At 63.0% G+C, this 19,113-nt stretch carries 23 protein-coding genes; 19 read left to right on the top strand and 4 right to left on the bottom strand.

From position 1 onward, the window contains the following. Nucleotides 1-11: 11 nt before the first annotated feature. From K3136_RS08385 to K3136_RS08325, 13 genes are all read left to right on the top strand, one after another. Nucleotides 12-917, top strand: coding sequence for an AraC family transcriptional regulator (locus tag K3136_RS08385; RefSeq protein WP_221429877.1), 906 nt, complete (start codon nt 12-14; stop codon nt 915-917). A 100-nt stretch (nt 918-1,017) separates the two neighbouring features. Continuing rightward, complete coding sequence (locus K3136_RS08380; RefSeq protein ID WP_221429876.1) at nt 1,018-1,428, top strand: SUF system Fe-S cluster assembly regulator; 411 nt, start codon at nt 1,018-1,020, stop codon at nt 1,426-1,428. Next, complete coding sequence (gene sufB, locus K3136_RS08375; protein ID WP_221429875.1) at nt 1,425-2,906, top strand: Fe-S cluster assembly protein SufB; 1,482 nt, start codon at nt 1,425-1,427, stop codon at nt 2,904-2,906. Before K3136_RS08380 ends, sufB begins: the two co-directional genes overlap by 4 nt. After that, nucleotides 2,903-3,391 carry a hypothetical protein gene (locus K3136_RS08370; protein ID WP_221429874.1) on the top strand — a complete coding sequence of 163 codons (489 nt, stop codon included), beginning with the start codon at nt 2,903-2,905 and terminating at the stop codon, nt 3,389-3,391. The genes sufB and K3136_RS08370 overlap by 4 nt, the downstream gene beginning before the upstream one ends. Then, nucleotides 3,388-3,873, top strand: a complete 486-nt coding sequence (locus K3136_RS08365; protein ID WP_221429873.1) for an endonuclease domain-containing protein — start codon at nt 3,388-3,390, stop codon at nt 3,871-3,873. Before K3136_RS08370 ends, K3136_RS08365 begins: the two co-directional genes overlap by 4 nt. After that, nucleotides 3,873-4,565, top strand: a complete 693-nt coding sequence (locus K3136_RS08360; RefSeq protein WP_221429872.1) for a hypothetical protein — start codon at nt 3,873-3,875, stop codon at nt 4,563-4,565. Before K3136_RS08365 ends, K3136_RS08360 begins: the two co-directional genes overlap by 1 nt. Further along, nucleotides 4,558-5,217, top strand: coding sequence for a hypothetical protein (locus K3136_RS08355; RefSeq protein ID WP_221429871.1), 660 nt, complete (start codon nt 4,558-4,560; stop codon nt 5,215-5,217). Before K3136_RS08360 ends, K3136_RS08355 begins: the two co-directional genes overlap by 8 nt. Beyond that, a complete protein-coding gene (gene sufC, locus K3136_RS08350; protein WP_221432269.1) occupies nt 5,217-5,969 on the top strand; it encodes a Fe-S cluster assembly ATPase SufC in 753 nt (250 codons plus the stop codon). The genes K3136_RS08355 and sufC overlap by 1 nt, the downstream gene beginning before the upstream one ends. Then, a complete protein-coding gene (locus tag K3136_RS08345) occupies nt 5,966-6,358 on the top strand; it encodes a hypothetical protein (protein ID WP_221429870.1) in 393 nt (130 codons plus the stop codon). The genes sufC and K3136_RS08345 overlap by 4 nt, the downstream gene beginning before the upstream one ends. After that, nucleotides 6,355-7,110 carry a SufD family Fe-S cluster assembly protein gene (locus tag K3136_RS08340; RefSeq protein WP_221429869.1) on the top strand — a complete coding sequence of 252 codons (756 nt, stop codon included), beginning with the start codon at nt 6,355-6,357 and terminating at the stop codon, nt 7,108-7,110. Before K3136_RS08345 ends, K3136_RS08340 begins: the two co-directional genes overlap by 4 nt. Next, complete coding sequence (locus tag K3136_RS08335; protein WP_221429868.1) at nt 7,107-8,324, top strand: aminotransferase class V-fold PLP-dependent enzyme; 1,218 nt, start codon at nt 7,107-7,109, stop codon at nt 8,322-8,324. Before K3136_RS08340 ends, K3136_RS08335 begins: the two co-directional genes overlap by 4 nt. After that, nucleotides 8,321-8,824: an SUF system Fe-S cluster assembly protein gene (locus tag K3136_RS08330; RefSeq protein ID WP_221429867.1), complete on the top strand. Its 504-nt coding sequence runs from the start codon at nt 8,321-8,323 to the stop codon at nt 8,822-8,824. The genes K3136_RS08335 and K3136_RS08330 overlap by 4 nt, the downstream gene beginning before the upstream one ends. Continuing rightward, nucleotides 8,824-9,183, top strand: coding sequence for a HesB/IscA family protein (locus tag K3136_RS08325; protein WP_221429866.1), 360 nt, complete (start codon nt 8,824-8,826; stop codon nt 9,181-9,183). The genes K3136_RS08330 and K3136_RS08325 overlap by 1 nt, the downstream gene beginning before the upstream one ends. A 42-nt stretch (nt 9,184-9,225) precedes the next feature. Here K3136_RS08325 and K3136_RS08320 read toward each other — a convergent pair whose 3' ends face one another. Together K3136_RS08320 and K3136_RS08315 are read right to left on the bottom strand one after the other, a co-directional pair. Next, on the bottom strand, nt 9,226-9,654 hold the full coding sequence (locus K3136_RS08320; protein WP_221429865.1) for a hypothetical protein: 429 nt from the start codon (nt 9,652-9,654) through the stop codon (nt 9,226-9,228). Next, nucleotides 9,647-10,333, bottom strand: coding sequence for an EI24 domain-containing protein (locus K3136_RS08315; RefSeq protein ID WP_221429864.1), 687 nt, complete (start codon nt 10,331-10,333; stop codon nt 9,647-9,649). The genes K3136_RS08320 and K3136_RS08315 overlap by 8 nt, the downstream gene beginning before the upstream one ends. Nucleotides 10,334-10,441: 108 nt before the next feature. Between K3136_RS08315 and K3136_RS08310 the strand changes: the two genes are divergently transcribed. From K3136_RS08310 to K3136_RS08300, 3 genes are all read left to right on the top strand, one after another. Further along, on the top strand, nt 10,442-11,437 hold the full coding sequence (locus K3136_RS08310; protein WP_221429863.1) for an adenosine kinase: 996 nt from the start codon (nt 10,442-10,444) through the stop codon (nt 11,435-11,437). A 276-nt stretch (nt 11,438-11,713) separates the two neighbouring features. After that, nucleotides 11,714-12,913: an acyl-CoA dehydrogenase family protein gene (locus K3136_RS08305; RefSeq protein ID WP_221429862.1), complete on the top strand. Its 1,200-nt coding sequence runs from the start codon at nt 11,714-11,716 to the stop codon at nt 12,911-12,913. Nucleotides 12,914-12,940: 27 nt separating this feature from the next. Then, complete coding sequence (locus K3136_RS08300) at nt 12,941-14,071, top strand: acyl-CoA dehydrogenase family protein (RefSeq protein ID WP_221429861.1); 1,131 nt, start codon at nt 12,941-12,943, stop codon at nt 14,069-14,071. 95 nt (nt 14,072-14,166) lie between these two features. Here the strand turns inward: K3136_RS08300 and K3136_RS08295 are convergent, their stop codons facing one another. Beyond that, complete coding sequence (locus tag K3136_RS08295; RefSeq protein ID WP_221429860.1) at nt 14,167-15,054, bottom strand: alpha/beta hydrolase; 888 nt, start codon at nt 15,052-15,054, stop codon at nt 14,167-14,169. Between the two features lie 170 nt (nt 15,055-15,224). Further along, the gene (gene purD, locus K3136_RS08290) at nt 15,225-16,502 is read right to left on the bottom strand and encodes a phosphoribosylamine--glycine ligase (protein ID WP_221429859.1); all 1,278 of its coding nucleotides are present in this window, start codon (nt 16,500-16,502) and stop codon (nt 15,225-15,227) included. On the opposite strand from purD, the gene xseA reads away from it, so the two are divergent. From xseA to K3136_RS08275, 3 genes are read left to right on the top strand one after another with little or no spacing between them, the layout of a single operon-like run. Further along, a complete protein-coding gene (xseA, locus tag K3136_RS08285; protein ID WP_221429858.1) occupies nt 16,501-17,907 on the top strand; it encodes an exodeoxyribonuclease VII large subunit in 1,407 nt (468 codons plus the stop codon). The genes purD and xseA overlap by 2 nt on opposite strands. A 24-nt stretch (nt 17,908-17,931) precedes the next feature. After that, nucleotides 17,932-18,141 (top strand): DUF2093 domain-containing protein, encoded by a 210-nt coding sequence (locus K3136_RS08280; RefSeq protein ID WP_221429857.1) that lies wholly within the window; start codon nt 17,932-17,934, stop codon nt 18,139-18,141. Continuing rightward, nucleotides 18,138-19,079: a M23 family metallopeptidase gene (locus K3136_RS08275; RefSeq protein ID WP_247711312.1), complete on the top strand. Its 942-nt coding sequence runs from the start codon at nt 18,138-18,140 to the stop codon at nt 19,077-19,079. Before K3136_RS08280 ends, K3136_RS08275 begins: the two co-directional genes overlap by 4 nt. Nucleotides 19,080-19,113 lie beyond the last annotated feature (34 nt).

Raw genomic sequence — 19,113 nt, 5'->3', positions numbered from 1 at the left:
GGGCGCAGGGCATGAGTGACCAGCAGGAAGACTATCTATTCGAGTGGGTGGAAGCGCCCTCGTCGCTCGCGCGTTACCTGAACTCGCTTTACGTCCTGAGGACGGGGCCGAAGGGCGTCGATGACATGATGCCGGCCTATTCGGGCCAGCTGCTCATCACGCTGAGCGGCGGCGGGACCATGCATTTCGGCAAGGGAGGCGACAGCCAGACCCTGCCGGAATTCATCCAGTGCCCACTGACCGAGGCGCGCAAGTTCGAGATGGAGGGTGGCACCGTCATCCTTGGCGCCTCGCTCAACTTTCGCGGCTGGGCGGCGCTTACCGGCCTTCCGGTCAATGAAAACCACGATGACTATCGCAAACTCGAAGATGTTCTCGACGAGACGATAGCCGGTCGCATCCGCACGATCGGGCCGCGGGTCAACTCGGGCGAGCTTACCGAGCGTCAGGGTCTGGACGAACTGGCCGCCATCCTTGGCGATGCATTCCAGGACCTGCCCGAACGCCACATGCAGGTCATCGACACCACGCTCGACTGGCTTTCCTCGTCCTTCAAGCCGGAAATCGAAACCTTGCTCGATGAGCTCCCTTACTCGGAGCGACAGGTGCAGCGGCTGGTGACGCAGTTCTTCGGCGCGCCGCCGGTCCGGCTCATCCGTCGCTACCGCGCGATGCGGGCCGCGACGCTGCTCGCCATGCCCGAACTCGATCCGGCGCTCGAAGCGGAAATTCGCGAGGCGTTTTACGACCAGGCGCATATGATCAAGGAGATCCGGCATTTTACGGGCCGTACTCCGCGCCGCCTCCTGCCCAAGGAGCAATCGGTGGTGAAGGATACGCTTGCACCCGCCGGGTACAGCTCGGTCGACCTGTTCGGGGGCAATCAGGACGAGGTTCTCGGCAAGAAGGGCGATTGATCGCTACTTGCTAACGACTCGCAATTGGCGGTTTTCCGTTGAATTCGGGGCATTCCGCTCATAGCTGGCTAATCGGAACGATATTGTCCGATTACACGCCATGCGCCTTTCGAACCTTGCAGACTACGCTGTCGTCACGATGAGCCAGGCAGCCCGCCATTGCGGCGGGGGCAGGGTGAGTGCGTCCGAGCTTGCTGCGGAAACGGGCCTTCCGGCCCCGACAGTGCAGAAGCTGGTGAGCAGGCTCACGGCGGCTGGCCTGCTGCGTTCGGTGCGCGGTGCCGGTGGCGGCTTGCAGCTCGCCCGCCCGGCTGCGGCAATTACGCTGGCCGATATCGTCGAAGCGGTCGAAGGGCCCATTGCGCTCACCGCTTGTATCGAAGGTAGCGAGTGCACGGTCGACCATGATTGCCGGGTCCGGCCTCACTGGCCGATGGTGAATGAAGCTCTGCGCGGCGCGCTGGCGAATATCTCGCTGGTCCAGCTGTCGCAGGAAAAGGAAATCGCGTGAACGAGCAGGTAGAAATCCAGGACGCAGAAGCTCGCGAAGCTGCCGAAAAGGCGGCCGAGTACGAGCACGGCTGGTCTTCGGACATCGAAACCGAATTTGCTGAGAAGGGCCTGACCGAGGATACGGTCCGCTTCATCTCGGCCAAGAAAAACGAGCCCGAATGGATGCTCGACTGGCGCCTCAAGGCCTTCCGCATGTGGCAGGAGATGGAAGAGCCGGATTGGGCGAAGCTCGGTTATCCGGCAATCGACTACCAAGACGCCTATTACTACGCCGCACCGAAGAAGAAGCCGGAACTGGAATCGCTCGACGAGCTCGATCCCGAAATCAAGCGGGTCTACGACAAGCTCGGCATCCCGCTGGGCGAACAGGAAGTGCTCGCCGGAGTGAAGGGCGCCCGCAAGGTCGCCGTCGATGCCGTCTTCGACAGTGTCAGCGTCGCCACGAGCTTTCGCGAGGAGCTGAAGCGCGCCGGCGTCATCTTCCTCTCGATCAGCGAGGCGATCCGCGAATATCCCGAACTGGTGAAGAAGTGGCTCGGCAAGGTCGTGCCGCAGCGCGACAACTACTTCGCCACGCTCAACTGCGCAGTCTTTTCGGACGGCACCTTCGTCTATGTGCCCGAAGGCGTGCGCTGCCCGATGGAGCTTTCCACCTATTTCCGCATCAATGCGGAGAATACCGGCCAGTTCGAACGCACGCTGATCGTGGCCGAGAAGGGCTCTTACGTCAGCTATCTCGAAGGTTGCACCGCGCCAATGCGCGACGAAAACCAGCTCCACGCCGCCGTGGTCGAACTGGTCGCGATGGACGATGCCGAGATCAAGTATTCGACCGTCCAGAACTGGTATCCGGGCGACGAGAACGGCAAGGGCGGGATCTACAATTTCGTCACCAAGCGCGCGCTGTGCCAGGGCGCACGCAGCAAGGTCAGCTGGACGCAAGTCGAAACGGGCAGCGCGGTGACGTGGAAATATCCCAGCTGCGTACTCAACGGCGAAGACAGCGTGGGCGAATTTTATTCCGTTGCGGTTACAAATAACTACCAGCAGGCCGATACGGGAACCAAGATGGTTCATAACGGCAAGGGTAGCCGCTCGACGATCATCTCCAAGGGCATCTCGGCGGGCAAGTCGAACAACACCTATCGCGGGCTGGTCCGCGTGGCCGCCAATGCCGACGGCGTGCGCAACCGCACCGAATGCGACAGCCTGCTGATCGGCGATCAGTGCGGCGCGCACACCGTGCCCTATATCGAGGTGAAGAACCCCAGTGCCCAGATCGAGCACGAGGCGACCACCAGCAAGGTCAGCGACGACCAACTCTTCTACGCCATGCAGCGCGGCCTCGACGAGGAAGAGGCAATGGCGCTGATCGTCAACGGCTTTGCCAAAGAGGTGCTGAAGGAGCTGCCGATGGAGTTTGCCGTGGAAGCGCAGAAGCTGCTGGCCATTTCGCTTGAGGGGAGTGTGGGGTGACAGACTGGATCTATCATGCACCTCAAGCCTCGCCGAAGAGGCAGGCTTATGCCGAAAACGTGCGAACCGGCGATCGCCTTTTTCATGTCGACGTACTGCGGGAGCCGATTGCGCACAGATATCGACTCGAACGCGAGAACTCTTGGATGGAGCTTTGCTTTATCGAGGAAAGAAAACACTGGCAGTTGCAATTCTCCAATGACCGCAACCCTGCAACGGGCTTGCTCGACTGCTGGGCGGACACGCTTCCCGGCGCAGTGACGATTTTCCGCGAATGCGGTGGCACTGAACATGGCAATGTGGATGGTGACGAAGCGCCAGTTCGCTCGCCTGAAGTAGATCAGGATTTCGCCCAAGGATTGAAATGCCTCGCCGGCCGAGGAGGGGGATTTCCACCCGTCGAGATCAAGATGAATCGAGCGCTGGATTCAGTGATCAACAAGGTGGCGCAGTCTTTTGTCCAACGAATGGATTTGTCTGCATGACTGACCGCAAAACCCTCCAGCTCCGGGACCCTAGCGAAACCGCCGACACCGCTCCCGCGATCAAGAAGAAGGGTCGCGGCTGGGAAATCTCCGAGAAGCGGCTCGATGCGCTGCACGAGCAGGCGCGCGAGATGCGCCGCCATTCGTCCGAGGCGCACAAGGCGCTCGCCGAGAAGTTCGCGCATGCCAACATGGGCCCCTTCACCTTCAAGCGTCACGCGGTGGTCGGCAGCGCCATCGTCGATTTCAACTGCCACAAGCTTGGCATGGCGATCATGATCGACGAGGAAGGGCAGGACGAGGCGCTCGCCAAGCGCCGCGACAAGAGCCTCGAGGCGGTCGGCATTCGCGTGATGCGCATCGCTGCCAAGGACATATTGGAAAACATGGATGCCGTGCTCGAGCGGATCACGCTCGGCATGCGCAGCCGTATCGCCGACAAGCGCGAAAGGCGCACGGCCCATAACGAAGGTCGTAACTGATGATCGCTACTGCATCTGCCGCCCTCACCCTGATCTTCGCGCAGGCCGCGACCGACCGGGTTCAGGCCCGGTATCCCGAACAGCAGTGGGAGTTGGAATACCCGGCCCTGATCGGCGGCTTCGTCGACGATTACTACCGCTGCCTGAAGGGCGGCAGCTATGTCATCGGCGACGGCAGCGGCTTTGAAGACCAGTACCGCGGCGACATCCAGCGCTGCAGCAAGCAGGCGCGCGAAATGGAAGCCGGGGCGAACGAATTGCTCGCCAAGCGTGATCGGGCGGATGAAACACCGCCAAGCCAGGTCGCCTCGATTTTCGAAACCGTCCGCCGCATCCATGTCGAGCGGGGCGCCAGCCTCGACCGTGCCACCAGCAGCCGCATCGTCGCCAGCAATGCCTATGCCGAGGCGCGCGAAACGGCAGAGGCTGCACCGCCTCCCTGCGTCGCCTATGTCAACGACCTGCGCGCGCAGCGCCAGCGGCACATGGAAACGCAGGGCGAGGGCGTGAAGGCCGTCTACGACAAGCCTGAATACACCGAAGACGACCAGCGCCTGATCGCGACCTATAACGCCGAGCTCATGCGCCTTACCGGCGCGATCACGCTCGAGCTGCGCGCATGCCCGCAGGCGCAATATCGCATCTACGAGGAAGGCGCCGAGGGCGTCCCTGCGGAAGATGCCGATGGCTGATGCTCGCGCCATCCTGCGCAAGGTCGCGCTGACGGCCGCGCTGGCGGCGAGCGCCATGGCGGCGCCCGCGCAGGCGAAGGTATTCGTGGTATCGCCCGCGATCCTTCCGCTGACCTATCGCTATGCCGCTTGTGCGTTCGCGCAGGACGAGGCGACTGTCGAAGCGCAGATCGCTTCCTGCCGGCCCTTGCGCGACGAGCTAGAGGCCTCGCTCGATACTATCCTGTCGGACTACCATCGCCGGAACGGCCTGTTCGTCCGGCGCCAGACCATGCGCGGCTTCCGTCAGATCGATGCCGAGGCTGCCGAGGCATGGAAAGAGGGCAAGACCGTGCCCAAGGTGATCCTCACCTATCTCGACTGCCTCGGCACGCGCCAGATGGAGAGCGATAGCTACTCCTCGGGCAACTCGCTCGACTGGATCACGATCGAACCGGAATGCCGCAAGGTGCCGGTGGAAGGCGAAGTCTACATGACCCGCGCCGCGATCGACCGCGCCAAGATGCTTTTCCAGCGCTTTCGCGTCCGTGGCCGGGCCGTGAAGGTCAGCGGCAGCGAATGGCAGAACATGGAATTCAGATACGGGTTTCTCGGCCTCGACCGCCTGCCGGCGGATGGCGATCCCGAATATGACAAATCAACGGAATCATGATGCTGAAAATCGAAAATCTCTCCGCCGGAATTGACGGCAAGACCATCCTCGACGGCCTGAGCCTCGAAGTGCCCGCAGGCGAGGTCCATGCGATCATGGGCCCCAACGGCGCGGGCAAGTCGACGCTGTCCTACGTGCTGGGCGGGCGTCCGGGCTATGAAGTGACCGGCGGATCGGTCGACTTCATGGATCAGGACCTGCTCGACATGGAGCCGCACGAGCGCGCCGCTGCCGGCTTGTTCCTCGGCTTCCAGTACCCGGTCGAAATTCCCGGCGTTTCCAACGTCCAGTTCCTGCGCGAAGCCTTGAACGCCCAGCGCAAGGCGCGCGGCGAAGAACCGCTGACGGGCGGCGAATTCCTCAAGCTGGCCAAGGAAAAGGCCGGATTGCTCCGCCTCGACATGGACATGCTCAAGCGCAGCGTGAACGTCGGCTTCTCCGGCGGCGAGAAGAAGCGCGCCGAGATGGTCCAGATGGGCATTCTCGACCCGAAGTTCGCCGTGCTCGACGAAACCGATAGCGGTCTCGATATCGACGCGCTGCGCGTGGTGGGCGAGGGCATCAATGCGATCATGCGCCAACCCGGCAAGGGCGTGCTGCTGATCACGCATTACCAGCGCCTGCTCGAAGTGGTGAAGCCCGATCGCGTCTCGATTCTCGCCAAGGGCCGGATCGTGAAGACCGGCGGCCCGGAGCTTGCCGAGCGTCTCGAGAACGAGGGCTATGACGCCGTCATGGGCGAAATGGCATGATCGGACTGTTTGCCCTTGTGATGGCGCAGGCCGCTGCGCCCGAAGCGAAAGCAGAACCGCCTTCCGAAGAGGATGTGGCGCGCGAGATCGTCGCCATCAACCGCACGCTCGACAAATGGAAGGGCGGCATTTTCAAGCAGGACGGCAAGGTCACCTGCCGGATGCAGGCCAGCTCGGGTGACGAGGCTGTCGACATCCTTCGCTGCGGCGCGATGGTCGGTTGCTACACCCCGCATGTCGACCGTCTCGATGCGATCGCTGCGTCCGATGCGACCCGCGAAGAAAAGCAGGCCGCGATGCAGGCGGTGACCGACGAGGTGCAGCCTTGCGTCGAACAGGCCCACCGCCAGGGCGTCCGCCGCCTCGCAATCGTGAGGGCATCGCTGTGACCGCAACCACCGAACTTCCCACTCGCAAGGACGAAGCCTGGCGCTATTCCGCAGTCGAGAAGCTGCGCGCCGGCGATCTCGACGCCGTGCGGCAGATTGACGTCGCTGCGGGTGACAGCGCGCGTGAAATCATTCTCGTAAGTGACGAGAATTCCGGCGAAACCGAGATCCATCGGCTGAAAGTCAATGTCGGCGAGAATGCGCGGTTCGAGATCTTCGGCGTCATCGCTTCGGCCGACTATGCGCGCCTCGAAGTCGAGGTCACGCTCGCCAGGGGCGCTCATTTCGAACTGGGCGGCATCACCGTCGGCGGCCGCGACACGGTGCGCGAATTCGTCACCCGCGTCGTCCACGCAGAGCCCGAGGGCACCAGCAACCAGACCGTGCGCAGCGTGCACTGGGGTCAGGGCACGGGCAGCTTCCTCGGTTCGATCGACGTTGTGCGCCATGCGCAGAAGACCGACGCGGCGCAGGACTTCAAGGGCTTGCTTCTCGAAAAGGGCGCAACCGTGAATGCCGTCCCCCAGCTCGAGATTTTTGCCGACGACGTGAAGTGCGCCCATGGCGCCACCGTCGGCCAGCTCGACGAAAGCGCGCGCTTCTACATGGCGGCACGCGGCCTTCCGCCCGAGCTTTCGCGCCGCCTGCTGGTGCAGGCTTTCATCGGCGATGCGCTGGTCTCCCTGGATGACGAGGGCGAACAGGAGCGCCTGCTCCGCGCCGCGCTCGACAAGCTGGACAGGCACCTGTGAGCGAAACGGACACCCTCTCGCGCAAGATCGACTTCCCCGGCCTGCTGACGCCGGAAGGGGAAGAATGGCACTATCTCGATACCGCCGCTTCGGCCCAGAAGCCGCAGGCCGTCATCGATGCCATGAGCCGCGCGCTCGGCAAGGATTACGCGACGGTACACCGCGGCGTGTACAGCCGCTCGGCGCAGATGACGCTTGGCTATGAAGCGGCGCGCAGGCGTGTCGCGGACTTCATCGGTGCGAAATCCGAAAACGAGATCGTGTTCGTGCGCGGAGCGACCGAGGCGATCAACCTGGTTGCTGCGACCTGGGGCATGACGCGGATCGGCGAAGGCGACCGGATCGTCCTCTCCACGCTCGAGCATCACTCGAATATCGTGCCCTGGCAGATGCTTGCGGAGCGAACCGGAGCGCAAATCGATGTTTGCCCGCTGACGGAAGACGGGCAGATCGACCTCGGCGCGCTCGAAGCATTGCTCACGCCGCGAACCAAATTGGTTTCATTAGCGCATGTGTCGAACGTTCTTGGCTCGGTACTCGACGCGCGCAAGGCTGCCGACCTCGCCCATTCGGTCGGCGCGAAGATCCTGCTCGACGGGTGCCAGGCTGCGCCGCGCATGACGCTCGACATGGCGGCGCTCGATTGCGATTTCTACGCTTTCTCCGGCCACAAGATTTACGGCCCGACCGGTATCGGTGTGTTGTGGGCGCGCGAGGAACTGCTCGACCAGATGCCGCCATACCAGGCTGGCGGGGCCATGATCGAGAAGGTCGCCTTCGAGGGTACGACCTATGCGCCGCCGCCGCAGCGCTTCGAGGCGGGAACCCCGATGATCACCGAAGCGATCGCACTCCATGCGGCGATCGATTACGTGGATGCGATCGGTGTCGGCCGACTTTTCGAGCACGAAAGCGCCCTCGCGGCCCAGCTCCGCGAGGAGTTGCGCAAGCTGAATGCTGTGACGCTCTATGGACCGGAAGAGAGCGCCGGAATCGTCTCCTTCGCGCTTGAAGGGGTTCACCCTCACGATCTGGGCACCATATTGGATGAAGAGAACGTGGCGATCCGCGCCGGCCATCACTGCGCGCAGCCGCTGATGGCGCATCTCGGCGTCCCCGCCACCGCCCGCGCCAGCTTTGGCCTCTATAGCGACGAAAACGATATTGCCGCCCTGATGCGCGGAATTGAAAGGACCCGGAGGATCTTCGGATGAACAAGCCGTCTGACGACAAGGATTTCATTGCAGCGCCGTCCCCGGCCGACACGGTCGTGGGCAAGCCACCCCGTGCGCGCGTTTCGGACGCTGTCGATCCCGATGAAACGGCGGGCGAAAAGCTCGAGCGCAAGCGCGACTATCTCGAGGGCTTCCTCCAGAAGCAGCCTGAAACCGACAGCGCCAGTGGCGCAGGCGGCAAGCTGCAGCAGGCAGTGGTCGATGCGCTGAAGGAAATCTACGATCCGGAAATCCCGGTGAACATCTACGACCTTGGCCTGATTTATGGCGTCGAGGTCGACGACGAATGCGATGTCACCGTCACCATGACGCTGACCACGCCGCATTGCCCGGTCGCCGAAACCATGCCCGGCGAAGTCGAACTGCGTGCTGCCAGCGTGCCCGGTGTGCGCGATGCCGAGGTCAATCTCGTGTGGGACCCGCCCTGGGGCCCGGACAAGATGACCGACGAGGCACGTCTCGAACTGGGGATGCTGTGATGACCGACACGACCACGCGCCCCGCACCCAAGGCGGCCGTCATCCTGACGCCCCGCGCTGAAGAACGTATCGCCGAACTCATGTCGAAGGCACCTGAGGACGCGATCGGCGTGAAGCTCTCGACCCCGCGACGCGGTTGTTCGGGTCTCGCCTATTCGGTCGATTACGTGAGCGAAGAGGCCAAGTTCGACGAGAAGATCGAAACCCCCGGCGGCATCTTCTACATCGACGGAGCGAGCGTGCTCTACCTCGTCGGCAGCACGATGGACTGGGTGGAGGATGATTTCTCCGCCGGTTTCGTGTTCGAGAATCCCAACGCCAAGGGCGCGTGTGGCTGCGGCGAGAGCTTCATGGTCTAGATTGCGCGAGGGAGTGCCCTTATCGCCCCACCCTCACACAATCTACCTTCTGAGCGCCCGCACACAGGCAGCGCGGTCGACATCCTCGCCATCGCTGGCCCTGCGCGCCTCGACATGCGTCGCGCTCGGCCGTGCGCCGGGGCTGAGCGGATAGAGATAGATATCGAGCACGCAGGCGTTGCCGGTGAACTGCAGTTTCATCGCGTCGCCTTCCTTCACCTCGAGCCGCGGCGGGCCGAAGATATTGGCAAGCGCGGTCGCATCGCGTCCAATGACGCCTTCCAACCCCGGCATGCTCATCACCGTGGGCGCCCGGAACGTCGCCGTGGACGGTGCCGGTACGACGGGTGCCTGTTGCGGCGGCGGTGTCCGCGCCGCCGGTGCGGCGTCGGGGAACTGGTAGGTCTTGGGCGAACTCATACAGCCCGAAAGGCTGGCGGCAGCGCCCAGCAACAGAACGAATTTACGCAACGACGGCTCTCCCGCGATGCACGAGGTGGGTTGCACTTGCCGCGCCGAGGACAGGCGCAAGCAGGTTGATGAAAGGCAGCATAAGCAGGCCGGCGACAGCGCCGCCGAGCAGGAAGCGCTGGCCTCTTCTAAGCGGGGCAGCTTCGTGGAGATCCTTGCGGTGCCTCAGCCAGACCATGTCCTGCAACTCGCGCCCGAGCAGCCAGCCATTGACCAGCCAGAAAAGCAAAGCCGTCCCGACGCCCGTAACCAACAGCGCAATCGCAAAGGGCAACGCTACTAGATTTGCGAGTAAGGCCCTGAATGTGGAACGCAGCCCGTTTGCCATTTCCTCGCGAAAAGCAAGCGAACGCGCCGCGCTGGCCTCTTGCGGATAGTGTTTCGCTTCGACAGCGCGCACAACTTCCTCGGCAAAGAACTGCAGCACAAACAGCGCGACGAAGCGGAACAGAAGCCACCCGCCAATCAGGGTGATTAACAAGGCTGCGATTGCACCTAGCTCGACGCTCCAATCGATTTGGTGGGCCTCCAGCGCGCTATAGAATACAGTCAGCAGCGCAAACCCGAGCACTGCGAAGATCGCCAATGTCAACACAAGGCTCTTGACGAGCACCTTGATGATCGCCCGATCGCCCAGCTGGCTGAATGACAAGGCAAGGGCAGTTGGGAGCGACATCATCACACCTGCCCGAATCGCCCTCCTCACCCAACAAGTCAACGCTGCCCTTGGCCTATTCGCGATGAACCGCTAACCGCGCCCGACAAGATTCTTCCTTTTGGAGTAAACATGACCGAACCCCGTTACGACGTCGTCGCGATCGGCAATGCCATCGTCGACGTGATGGCCCCCTGCGAAGACGAGCTCATCGAAGAGCTCGGTCTTGCCAAGGGCGGGATGACGCTGGTCGATACCGAGCGCGCCAAGGAGCTCTACGATGCCATGGGCCGCGCTACGGAAATCTCCGGCGGTTCGGCAGCCAACACTCTTGCCGGCATGGCAGCGCTGGGCGCGCAATGCGCTTTCGTGGGCCAGGTCGCCAAGGACCAGCTCGGCGATATCTTCGCACATGATATCCGCGCCGTCGGCATCGATTTCGACACCAAGCCGCGCGACGAGGAGCCGCCGACCGCGCGCTGCCTCATTTTCGTGACCCCCGATGGCGAGCGCACCATGAACACCTTCCTCGGTGCATCGCAATTCCTTCCGCCCGCTGCGCTTGACGAAGAGCTTATCGCCAGCGCCGGAGTGCTCTATCTCGAAGGCTATCTGTGGGACCCCGAAGAACCGCGGAGCGCCATGCGCCGCGCGATCGAGGTCGCCCGCAATGCCAGTCGCAAGGTCGCCTTCACCGCCAGCGAGAGCTTCGTGATCGACCGCCACGGCGACGATTTCCGCGCGCTGATCGACGAGGGCAAGATCGATATCCTCTTCGTCAACGAACACGAACTGGCGACGCTCACCGGCGAGCAGGATTTCGAAGCCGGTCTGGATGCGCTCAAGGACAAGGTCCCCACGCTGGTCGCCACCCGCAGCGCCAAGGGCGCGGTGGCGATTGCCAACGGCACGCGGGCCGAAGTGGCGGCCGAACCGATCGACAAGGTGGTCGACACCACCGGCGCGGGCGACCTCTTCGCCGCCGGCTTCCTGACCGGCCACACCCGCGGCGAGGACCTGGAAACCTGCCTTCGCATGGGCGCAATCTGCGCCGGAGAGATCATCAGCCACATCGGCGCGCGCAGCGAGAAAGACCTGAAGGCGCTGGTCGCCGAAAAGCTTGCCTGACCGATTCGGTCACAGGGACGCTGGTCCAAAACGACAAAGCCCCGCTCGAAAGGCGGGGCTTTTTCGTATGCGGATCAACCAGGGGCGCGGAAGGGCGGGTCCGGCTATACCGTAGCGGCACGGGAGCAAAAGGGCGCGGCCAGCCGCCGGATTCTGCCCTTTCCGGAGGAAGAATTTCACTTTGCAACCTTGCGTCGGCGCCGCGCATCGTGAAGAAAATCCGCCAGCAAGCCCGCAAATCCGGGCACGAGAGGATGACAAGCGGAGCGTGACCCCATGAATCTCGATTTCACTCCCGAAGAACAGGCTTTCCGTGACGAGGTTCGCGCCTTCATCGCCGAAAACTATCCCAAGCACCTTGGCGACGTTGGCCTGCGCGAAGATCTTTCGCGCGAAGACTTCCTCGCCTGGCACAACATCCTCGGCGAGAAGGGCTGGTCGGTTCCCGCATGGCCGGTCGAATATGGCGGCACCGGCTGGACGCCGACCCAGCGCTATATCTGGTCGGAAGAGAACGCCCGTGTGAACGCGGTCATGCCGCTGCCCTTCGGCGTGTCGATGGTCGGCCCCGTCATCTACACTTTCGGCAATGAAGAGCAGAAGGCGAAGCACCTCCCCGGCATCCGCAGCGGCGACGTATGGTGGTGCCAGGGCTATTCCGAACCGGGCGCAGGCTCCGACCTCGCCTCGCTCAAGACCACTGCGGTGCGCGACGGCGACCATTATGTCATCAACGGCCAGAAGACCTGGACCACGCTGGCGCAATATGCCGACTGGGGCTTCTTCCTCTGCCGCACCGACACCGACGCTGCCAAGCCGCAGGAAGGTATCAGCTTCATCCTCGTCGACATGAAAACGCCCGGCGTCGAAGTGAAGCCGATCAAGCTTCTCGACGGCGGACACGAAGTCAACGAGACCTGGCTCACCGACGTGCGCGTGCCGGTCGAGAACCTCGTCGGCGAAGAGAACAAGGGCTGGACCTATGCCAAGTTCCTGCTCGCCCATGAACGCAGCGGCATCGCCGGTGTCGCCCGTTCCAAGCGCGGCGTCGAAAAGCTGCGCGAGATCGCAGCGAACGAAATGGTCGATGGCGAGCCGCTGATCGAAGACTTCGAGTTTGCCCGCAAGGTCAGCCAGCTCGAAATCGACCTCGCCGCGCTCGAGATCACCGAACTGCGCACGCTCGCTGGCGAGCAGGCGGGCAAGGGCCCGGGGCCGGAAAGCTCGATCCTCAAGATCAAGGGCACCGAAATCCAGCAGCGCCTGACCGAACTCACGCTGGAGGCAGTCGGAAGCTACGCCGCGCCCTATTACCACAGCGTCGCGAACGACGACGGCAGCAACGAATATCCGGTCGGCCCGGATTATTCGGCGCATGCGGCGGAAACCTATTTCAACATGCGCAAGACCTCGATCTACGGCGGATCGAACGAGATCCAGCGCAACATCATCACCAAAATGATCCTCGGCCTCTAAGGCCTGAGCACCAGCGGAGAGAGACCCGTGGATTTCAACTTCACCGAAGAACAGGACATGGTTCGCGACGGCCTGTCGCGCCTTGTCAGGGAACAATACGACTGGGAAACGCGCCGCAAGGCTATCGAAAGCGAGGCGGGTTGGCGGCCCGAAATCTGGGCGCAGCTGGCCGAACTCGGCATCCTTGGCATGCCTTTCAGCGAGGAAGTCGGCGGCTTCGGCGGCGGCGCGGTCGATGCGATGATTGTGATGGAGGAATTCGGCAAGGGCCTCGTGGTCGAGCCTTTCGTCCCGACCGTTGTCTGCGCAGGCGGCTTCCTGAAGCACGCCGGCAGCGAAGCGCAGCGCGAGGAGCACCTCTCGGCCATCATCGACGGCAGCCGTGTGTTCGCTTTCGCCTATGCCGAGCCGCGCGGGCGCTACAATTACGCCGACCTCGAAACCACAGCGAAGAAGGACGGGGACAGCTATGTCCTCAATGGCCATAAGGCCGTCGTCATCGGCGCGCCATGGGCGAGCCACCTTGTCGTCACCGCACGCACCGGCGGCGGGCGCCGCGATGCCGAAGGCGTGAGCGTCTTCATCGTCGACAAGAGCACCAACGGCATCACGACGCGCGATTACGAGACCGTCGACGGCCGCCGCGCCTCGGAAGTCTATTTCGAGAACGTCTCGGTCCCCGCAGACGCGCTGATCGGCGAGGAAGGCGCTGCCCTGCCGCTGATCGAACAGGTCACCGACGAAGCCATCGCCGCCCACTGCGCCGAAGCCTGCGGCGCGATGAAGGTCGCCAATGCGATGACGCTCGAATATTCCAAGCAGCGCAAGCAGTTCGGCGTGCCGATCGGCAAGTTCCAGGTGCTCCAGCACCGCATGGTCGACATGTACACCGCCTACGAAACCGCGGTGTCGCTGACCTATCTCGCCACGATCAAGCTCGACGCCGGCGAAAAGGAGCGCAAGCGCGCGGCCTCAGCAGCCAAGGTCGGCGTCGGCCAGTCGGCGAGGTTCGTCGGGCAGGAAGCAGTCCAGATCCACGGCGGCAACGGCGTGACCGACGAATACGCGATCGGTCATTATTTCAAGCGCCTGACGATTTTCGAAAGCGAATTCGGCAGCGTGGACCATCACTTGAAGCGGCACGTTTCGCTGGGTTGAGGGAGATGGCAGTTTTGCGCCTGTTTTGGCCGCAAGCGGAATTTCAGCTAACGACCCGATTGCGGTCATAGCAGAAAGCGATGTGTTCAGGTTCTTCAACCGCTGTTTTCCTGAAGGAACCTGATGAAAAAATCATAGCTTTCGGCGAGGTCAGAAAGATCCGGATCGAAGCCTGGGCCTGGGGTTTGTTGTTCTAGGCTTCGAGACATCAAATGCCCCCTAGCTGGGAAACGCATCAATTCGCATTTCCCGCCAAGCTTGATCTGGCGCGCGCAGAATTCCTCGACTGTGGCGATCGGTGCCAATCGATCCATCTTACCATGCGCCATCGCAGTCGGAGGAAGAGCAGTTTTCATGTTGTGCAAAGGGGAGTGGGCCTTTGGTTCTGCCCTATTGTGAAGAAGGCTCGTAAAGCGATCAGCAAAGCTCATCACCTCAACACTTGCCGAGCTGAGCAGCAAAGCGGAAGGAGGTGCGATTGGGTTCTCGCACCCGTGCGTAACCAAATTGGCCGCTAGGTGCGCGCCCGCCGAGATGCCGAAGAGTGCTATCTTCTCGTCGTCGATGTGATTGAAGCGCTCATCTCCGCGCACCCATTGTAATGCGTGGCAGGCGTCGGATAGCGCCTCGATAGGCGTATTATTTTCATCTGCTAATCGATATTGGATCGAAATTGACGTAATACCTGCCGAGGCAAAGGCGTTCGCCGCCATGAAAGTGGATTGCGGACTTCCCGTAAAATATCCTCCGCCATGAAAAAGAAGAATAGCGGTATCGCTGGTTTCTGTTGCATCCGGTTCGAACAAGAAGGCAGAGAGCGTTTCATCACCGAAACGCCGATAGACTAGCCGCTCGGGTGCAAGTTGTCCTTCGGCCGGCTCCGAAGTGCTGACGATGACGTTATCTCGCTCAGCGCCATTGTCGGCGCCCGTTATCGCGCAACCTGTAAGAACGAACGCAAGTATAAGAGCAACAAATTTCATCAGACACCCCTCCCTGATTTGACTTTGACGTTGTCACATAAGGGAGGAGGGGACAAGGCGCTGGCTTAGCATTAGCGATTGCAGTTCGCTCGAATGACCGCTTTCCACCCAATTTCAGTCCTACCAGCTACTGACCAAGATGCGCGCTAGCTGACATTCCCGACTGTAGATCACCCATGCCGTTCCCTGCGCACCTCGCGCTGGCCGATGTCGCGGCGGCAGAAGCCGTCTGCGAAGTCGATGGCATCGACCGCTTCGTAGGCGCGTGTCTGGGCTTCGGTGGCGCTGGCGCCGCGGGCGGTTACGTTGAGGACGCGGCCTCCGTTGGCGACTAGCGTTTCCCCATCGCGCTTCGTACCGGCGTGGAAGACCTTGGCGCCGTTTGCCTCGGCCTCGCCCAGATCGATGCTGCCGCCCTTCTTGGGCGTGCCGGGATAGCGCTCGGCCGCCATCACCACTGTCAGCGCGAAGTCGTCCGACATTTTCGGCGTCTCGATCTCACCGAGACGCCCCTCGGCGCAGGCCAGCATGAGTTCGACGAGATCGCTTTCGAGCCGCATCATCAGCACCTGGCATTCGGGATCGCCAAAGCGGACGTTGTATTCGATCAGCTGCGGGCCGGATTTCGTCAGCATCAGCCCGGCATAGAGCACGCCCGAATAGGGCATGCCTTCTTCGCGCATGGTGCGCACGGTCGGCTCGATGATCTCGCGCATCGCCTGCTCGCGCAGCGCGTCGGTCAGCACCGGGGCGGGCGAATAGGCGCCCATGCCGCCCGTGTTGGGACCTTCGTCGCCATCGCCCACGCGCTTGTGGTCCTGCGCGCTGGCGAGCGGCACGATGGTCTCGCCATCGGTCAGCGCGAAGAAGCTGGCTTCCTCGCCGGTCAGGAACTGTTCGATCACCACCTCGGCGCCTGCGCTTCCGAACTTGCCGTCGAACATTTCGGACAGCGCTTCCTGCGCGTCCTCGCGGGTTTCGGCGATCACCACGCCCTTGCCCGCGGCGAGCCCGTCGGCCTTGAGCACGAAAGGCGCGTCGAATTTCTTGAGCGCGCCCCATGCTGCCTCGAGTGAGGTGCAGCGGATGAACCTGGCGGTGGGGATCTTCGCGCGCTCGCACAGCTCCTTGGTGAAGGCCTTGCTGCCTTCGAGCTGCGCGGCGGCCTTGGACGGACCGAAGGCACGGATGCCTGCCGCGCGCAGGCTATCGGCAAGTCCTTCCACCAGCGGGACCTCGGGTCCGATCACCACGAGGCCGATGTCGTTTTCGCCGCAGAACGCGACGACTGCGTCATGGTCACTGCTATCGAGCGCGACGCACTCTGCGCATTCTTCCATTCCGGGATTGCCCGGGCTCGCCCACAGCTTGTCGCAGGAAGGAGATTGCGCCAGCTTCCATGCCAGAGCATGTTCGCGCCCGCCGCTGCCGAGCAAAAGGATATTCATGGCTGCAAATTTCCCACCGGATGACAACAATGACGGGTTGGTAGCGAGGTCGCGCGCCGGCGACAACGCCGAGCCGCTGTCGGTGAGCGAAATCTCCAATATATTGAAGCGCACGGTCGAGGATCGGTTCGGCTTCGTGCGCCTGCGCGGTGAGTTGTCGGGTGTGAAGCGCGCCGCATCGGGCCATCTCTACGCCAGCCTCAAGGACGAGAAGGCAGTCATCGATGCAGTCATGTGGCGCGGTAATACGCAGCGCCTGCCGTTCCAGCCGGAAGACGGTCTGGAGGTCGTCGCCAGCGGCAAGCTGACCACCTATCCGGGCCGATCCAAATACCAGATCGTCGTCGAGCGGATGGAACTGGCAGGCGAAGGCGCGCTGCTGGCCTTGTTGGAAAAGACCAAGGCACGGCTGCAGGCTGAAGGGCTGTTCGACGAGCGCCGCAAGCGCCCGCTGCCCTTCCTCCCGAAGACAATCGGCGTGGTGACCTCGCCGACCGGTGCGGTGATCCGCGATATCCTCCACCGGCTGGCCGACCGCTTCCCCAGCCGTGTGATCGTGTGGCCCGTGCTGGTGCAGGGGCAGGGCGCTGCCGAGCAGGTCGCGGGCGCGGTGCGCGGGTTCTCCGGCCTGCCCGAGGGTCATCCGGACCGTCCAGACCTCGTCATCGTCGCGCGCGGCGGCGGATCGATCGAGGACTTGTGGAGCTTCAACGAGGAAGTCGTGGTGCGCGCCGTCGCCGAATGCTCCATCCCGACGATCAGCGCGGTGGGGCACGAAACCGACACGACGCTGGTCGATTTTGCCTCCGACCGCCGTGCGCCGACACCCACCGCAGCGGCCGAGATCGCGGTGCCGGTGCGCGCCGAACTCGCAGCCACGCTCGATGATTTCGCAAGCCGGACCAAGCGCGCCATCCTGCGCCCCGTCCAGCTGGGACGCGAACGGCTGCAGGCGCGTGCGGAACGGTTGCCAACGCCCGAGACCTTGCTCCAGCCGCAGGGCCAGAGGCTCGACGATATCGCCATGCGGCTTGGCAATGGTCTGCGCGACAAGGCGGCACGGGCACGCGAGCGGCTCCAGGGAGACAAGGCGCGGCTCAACGCTCCCTTGCTCAAGAGCAGGGTGCAGCAGGCCGGAGAGCGGCTTGCGGCGGTGGCGCGGCTGATGACCTCGCTCGATCCCGACAATGTGCTCAAGCGCGGTTATGCGCGGGTGATCGGGCCTGAGGGGACTGTGACTGACCGAGTGCAGGCGGCAAAGCATCCGGCGCTCACGCTCAAGTTCCGTGATGGTGAACTCGATGTCTCGACCGGCGATACGCCTCGCCCCGCGCCCACACCCGCACCGCGCCGCAAGTCACCGGAAAAGGGATTGCCGCCTGCGCAGGATGATTTGTTCGGATAGACACGGCCTGCTAAGAGGCATCCCATGCTGATGAACAAGGATTCCGGCCCCGCTTCGGGCGAGGCCAAGCTGCAATATGGTCCCAATGGCTTTCGCGTGCTGCGCGGCGGCCAGCACGTCTTCTGCGCGGCAAGCGGCGTGCCGATCGCGCTGGACGAGCTGCGTTACTGGTCGGTCGAGTACCAGGAGGCCTATGCCAGCGCCGAACTGGCGACCGAGCGCCTGAAGCTGTGATCCTGCGCCGGGTCGCGCCTCTCCATTTCCTCGCATTGGCAGCCTGTGTGCCTGCCTCCACCGCCCAGCAATCTCCGGCCGAAATTGCCGCGCCAGCCGCGAGCGGGACAGGCGAGGCGCAAGTCCTGACCACGATCGAGGATCAGGTTCATTACGGATCGCGCATTGCGCTATTGCCCCCCCGAAAGGCCTTGTTGTCAGGCGAATTCGAGCAGGGCGGCTGGATTCGCGGAACGGCAGATGCCAACATCTCTTCGATCACCGCCGATGGCGAGCCGATCCTATTCGATCCGAAGGGCAAGAGCTTCTTCGTCGGAATCGATCGGGATGCCGCAAATACCCTCGAGCTCGCCTTCACGCAGGTCGATGGGCAGACGGCAAGCCAGACGGTGACAATCGCCTCGCGCCAATGGGATATCGAACGCGTCAATGTCGCCAAGCGGCCCTCCGGCAGCAGCGAGGAATGGTGGGCCAAGCGCGAGCCCGAATGGCTGGCGATTCGCGATGCGCGCGCGAAGGAGACGGGTGCGCAAGGTTGGAAGCAGCAATTCATCTGGCCGGTCACGGGGCGTATCTCGGGCCGGTTCGGCCGCCAGCGCATCTATCGCGGCGAACCGGGCAGCTACCACTCGGGCCTCGATATCGCGCCGGGCAATGGCGTGCCCTTCGTGGCTCCTGCTGATGGTGTCGTGGTGCTCGCGCGCACCGGCTTCAGCCTCGAAGGCGGGATCGTGATCCTCGACCACGGAGCGGGCCTCAACAGCGCCTTCATCCACATGTCGCGGCTTGCCGTTGCCGAGGGAGATAAAGTCGAGCAGGGCCAGCTGCTCGGCAATGTCGGCGCCTCGGGACGCGCGACCGGTCCGCACCTGCACTGGAGCCTGATGTGGCGCGACAGCCGCCTCGATCCGCTGCTGTTCCTGCCCCCGATGCCGTGACGCCCCTTTCGCTCAGCAAAGCGACAGACTAGCT

The sequence above is a fragment of the Qipengyuania gelatinilytica genome, assembly GCF_019711315.1.
Taxonomy (GTDB): Bacteria; Pseudomonadota; Alphaproteobacteria; order Sphingomonadales; family Sphingomonadaceae; genus Qipengyuania; species Qipengyuania gelatinilytica.
This window is presented reverse-complemented; position numbering and strand designations above follow the sequence as displayed.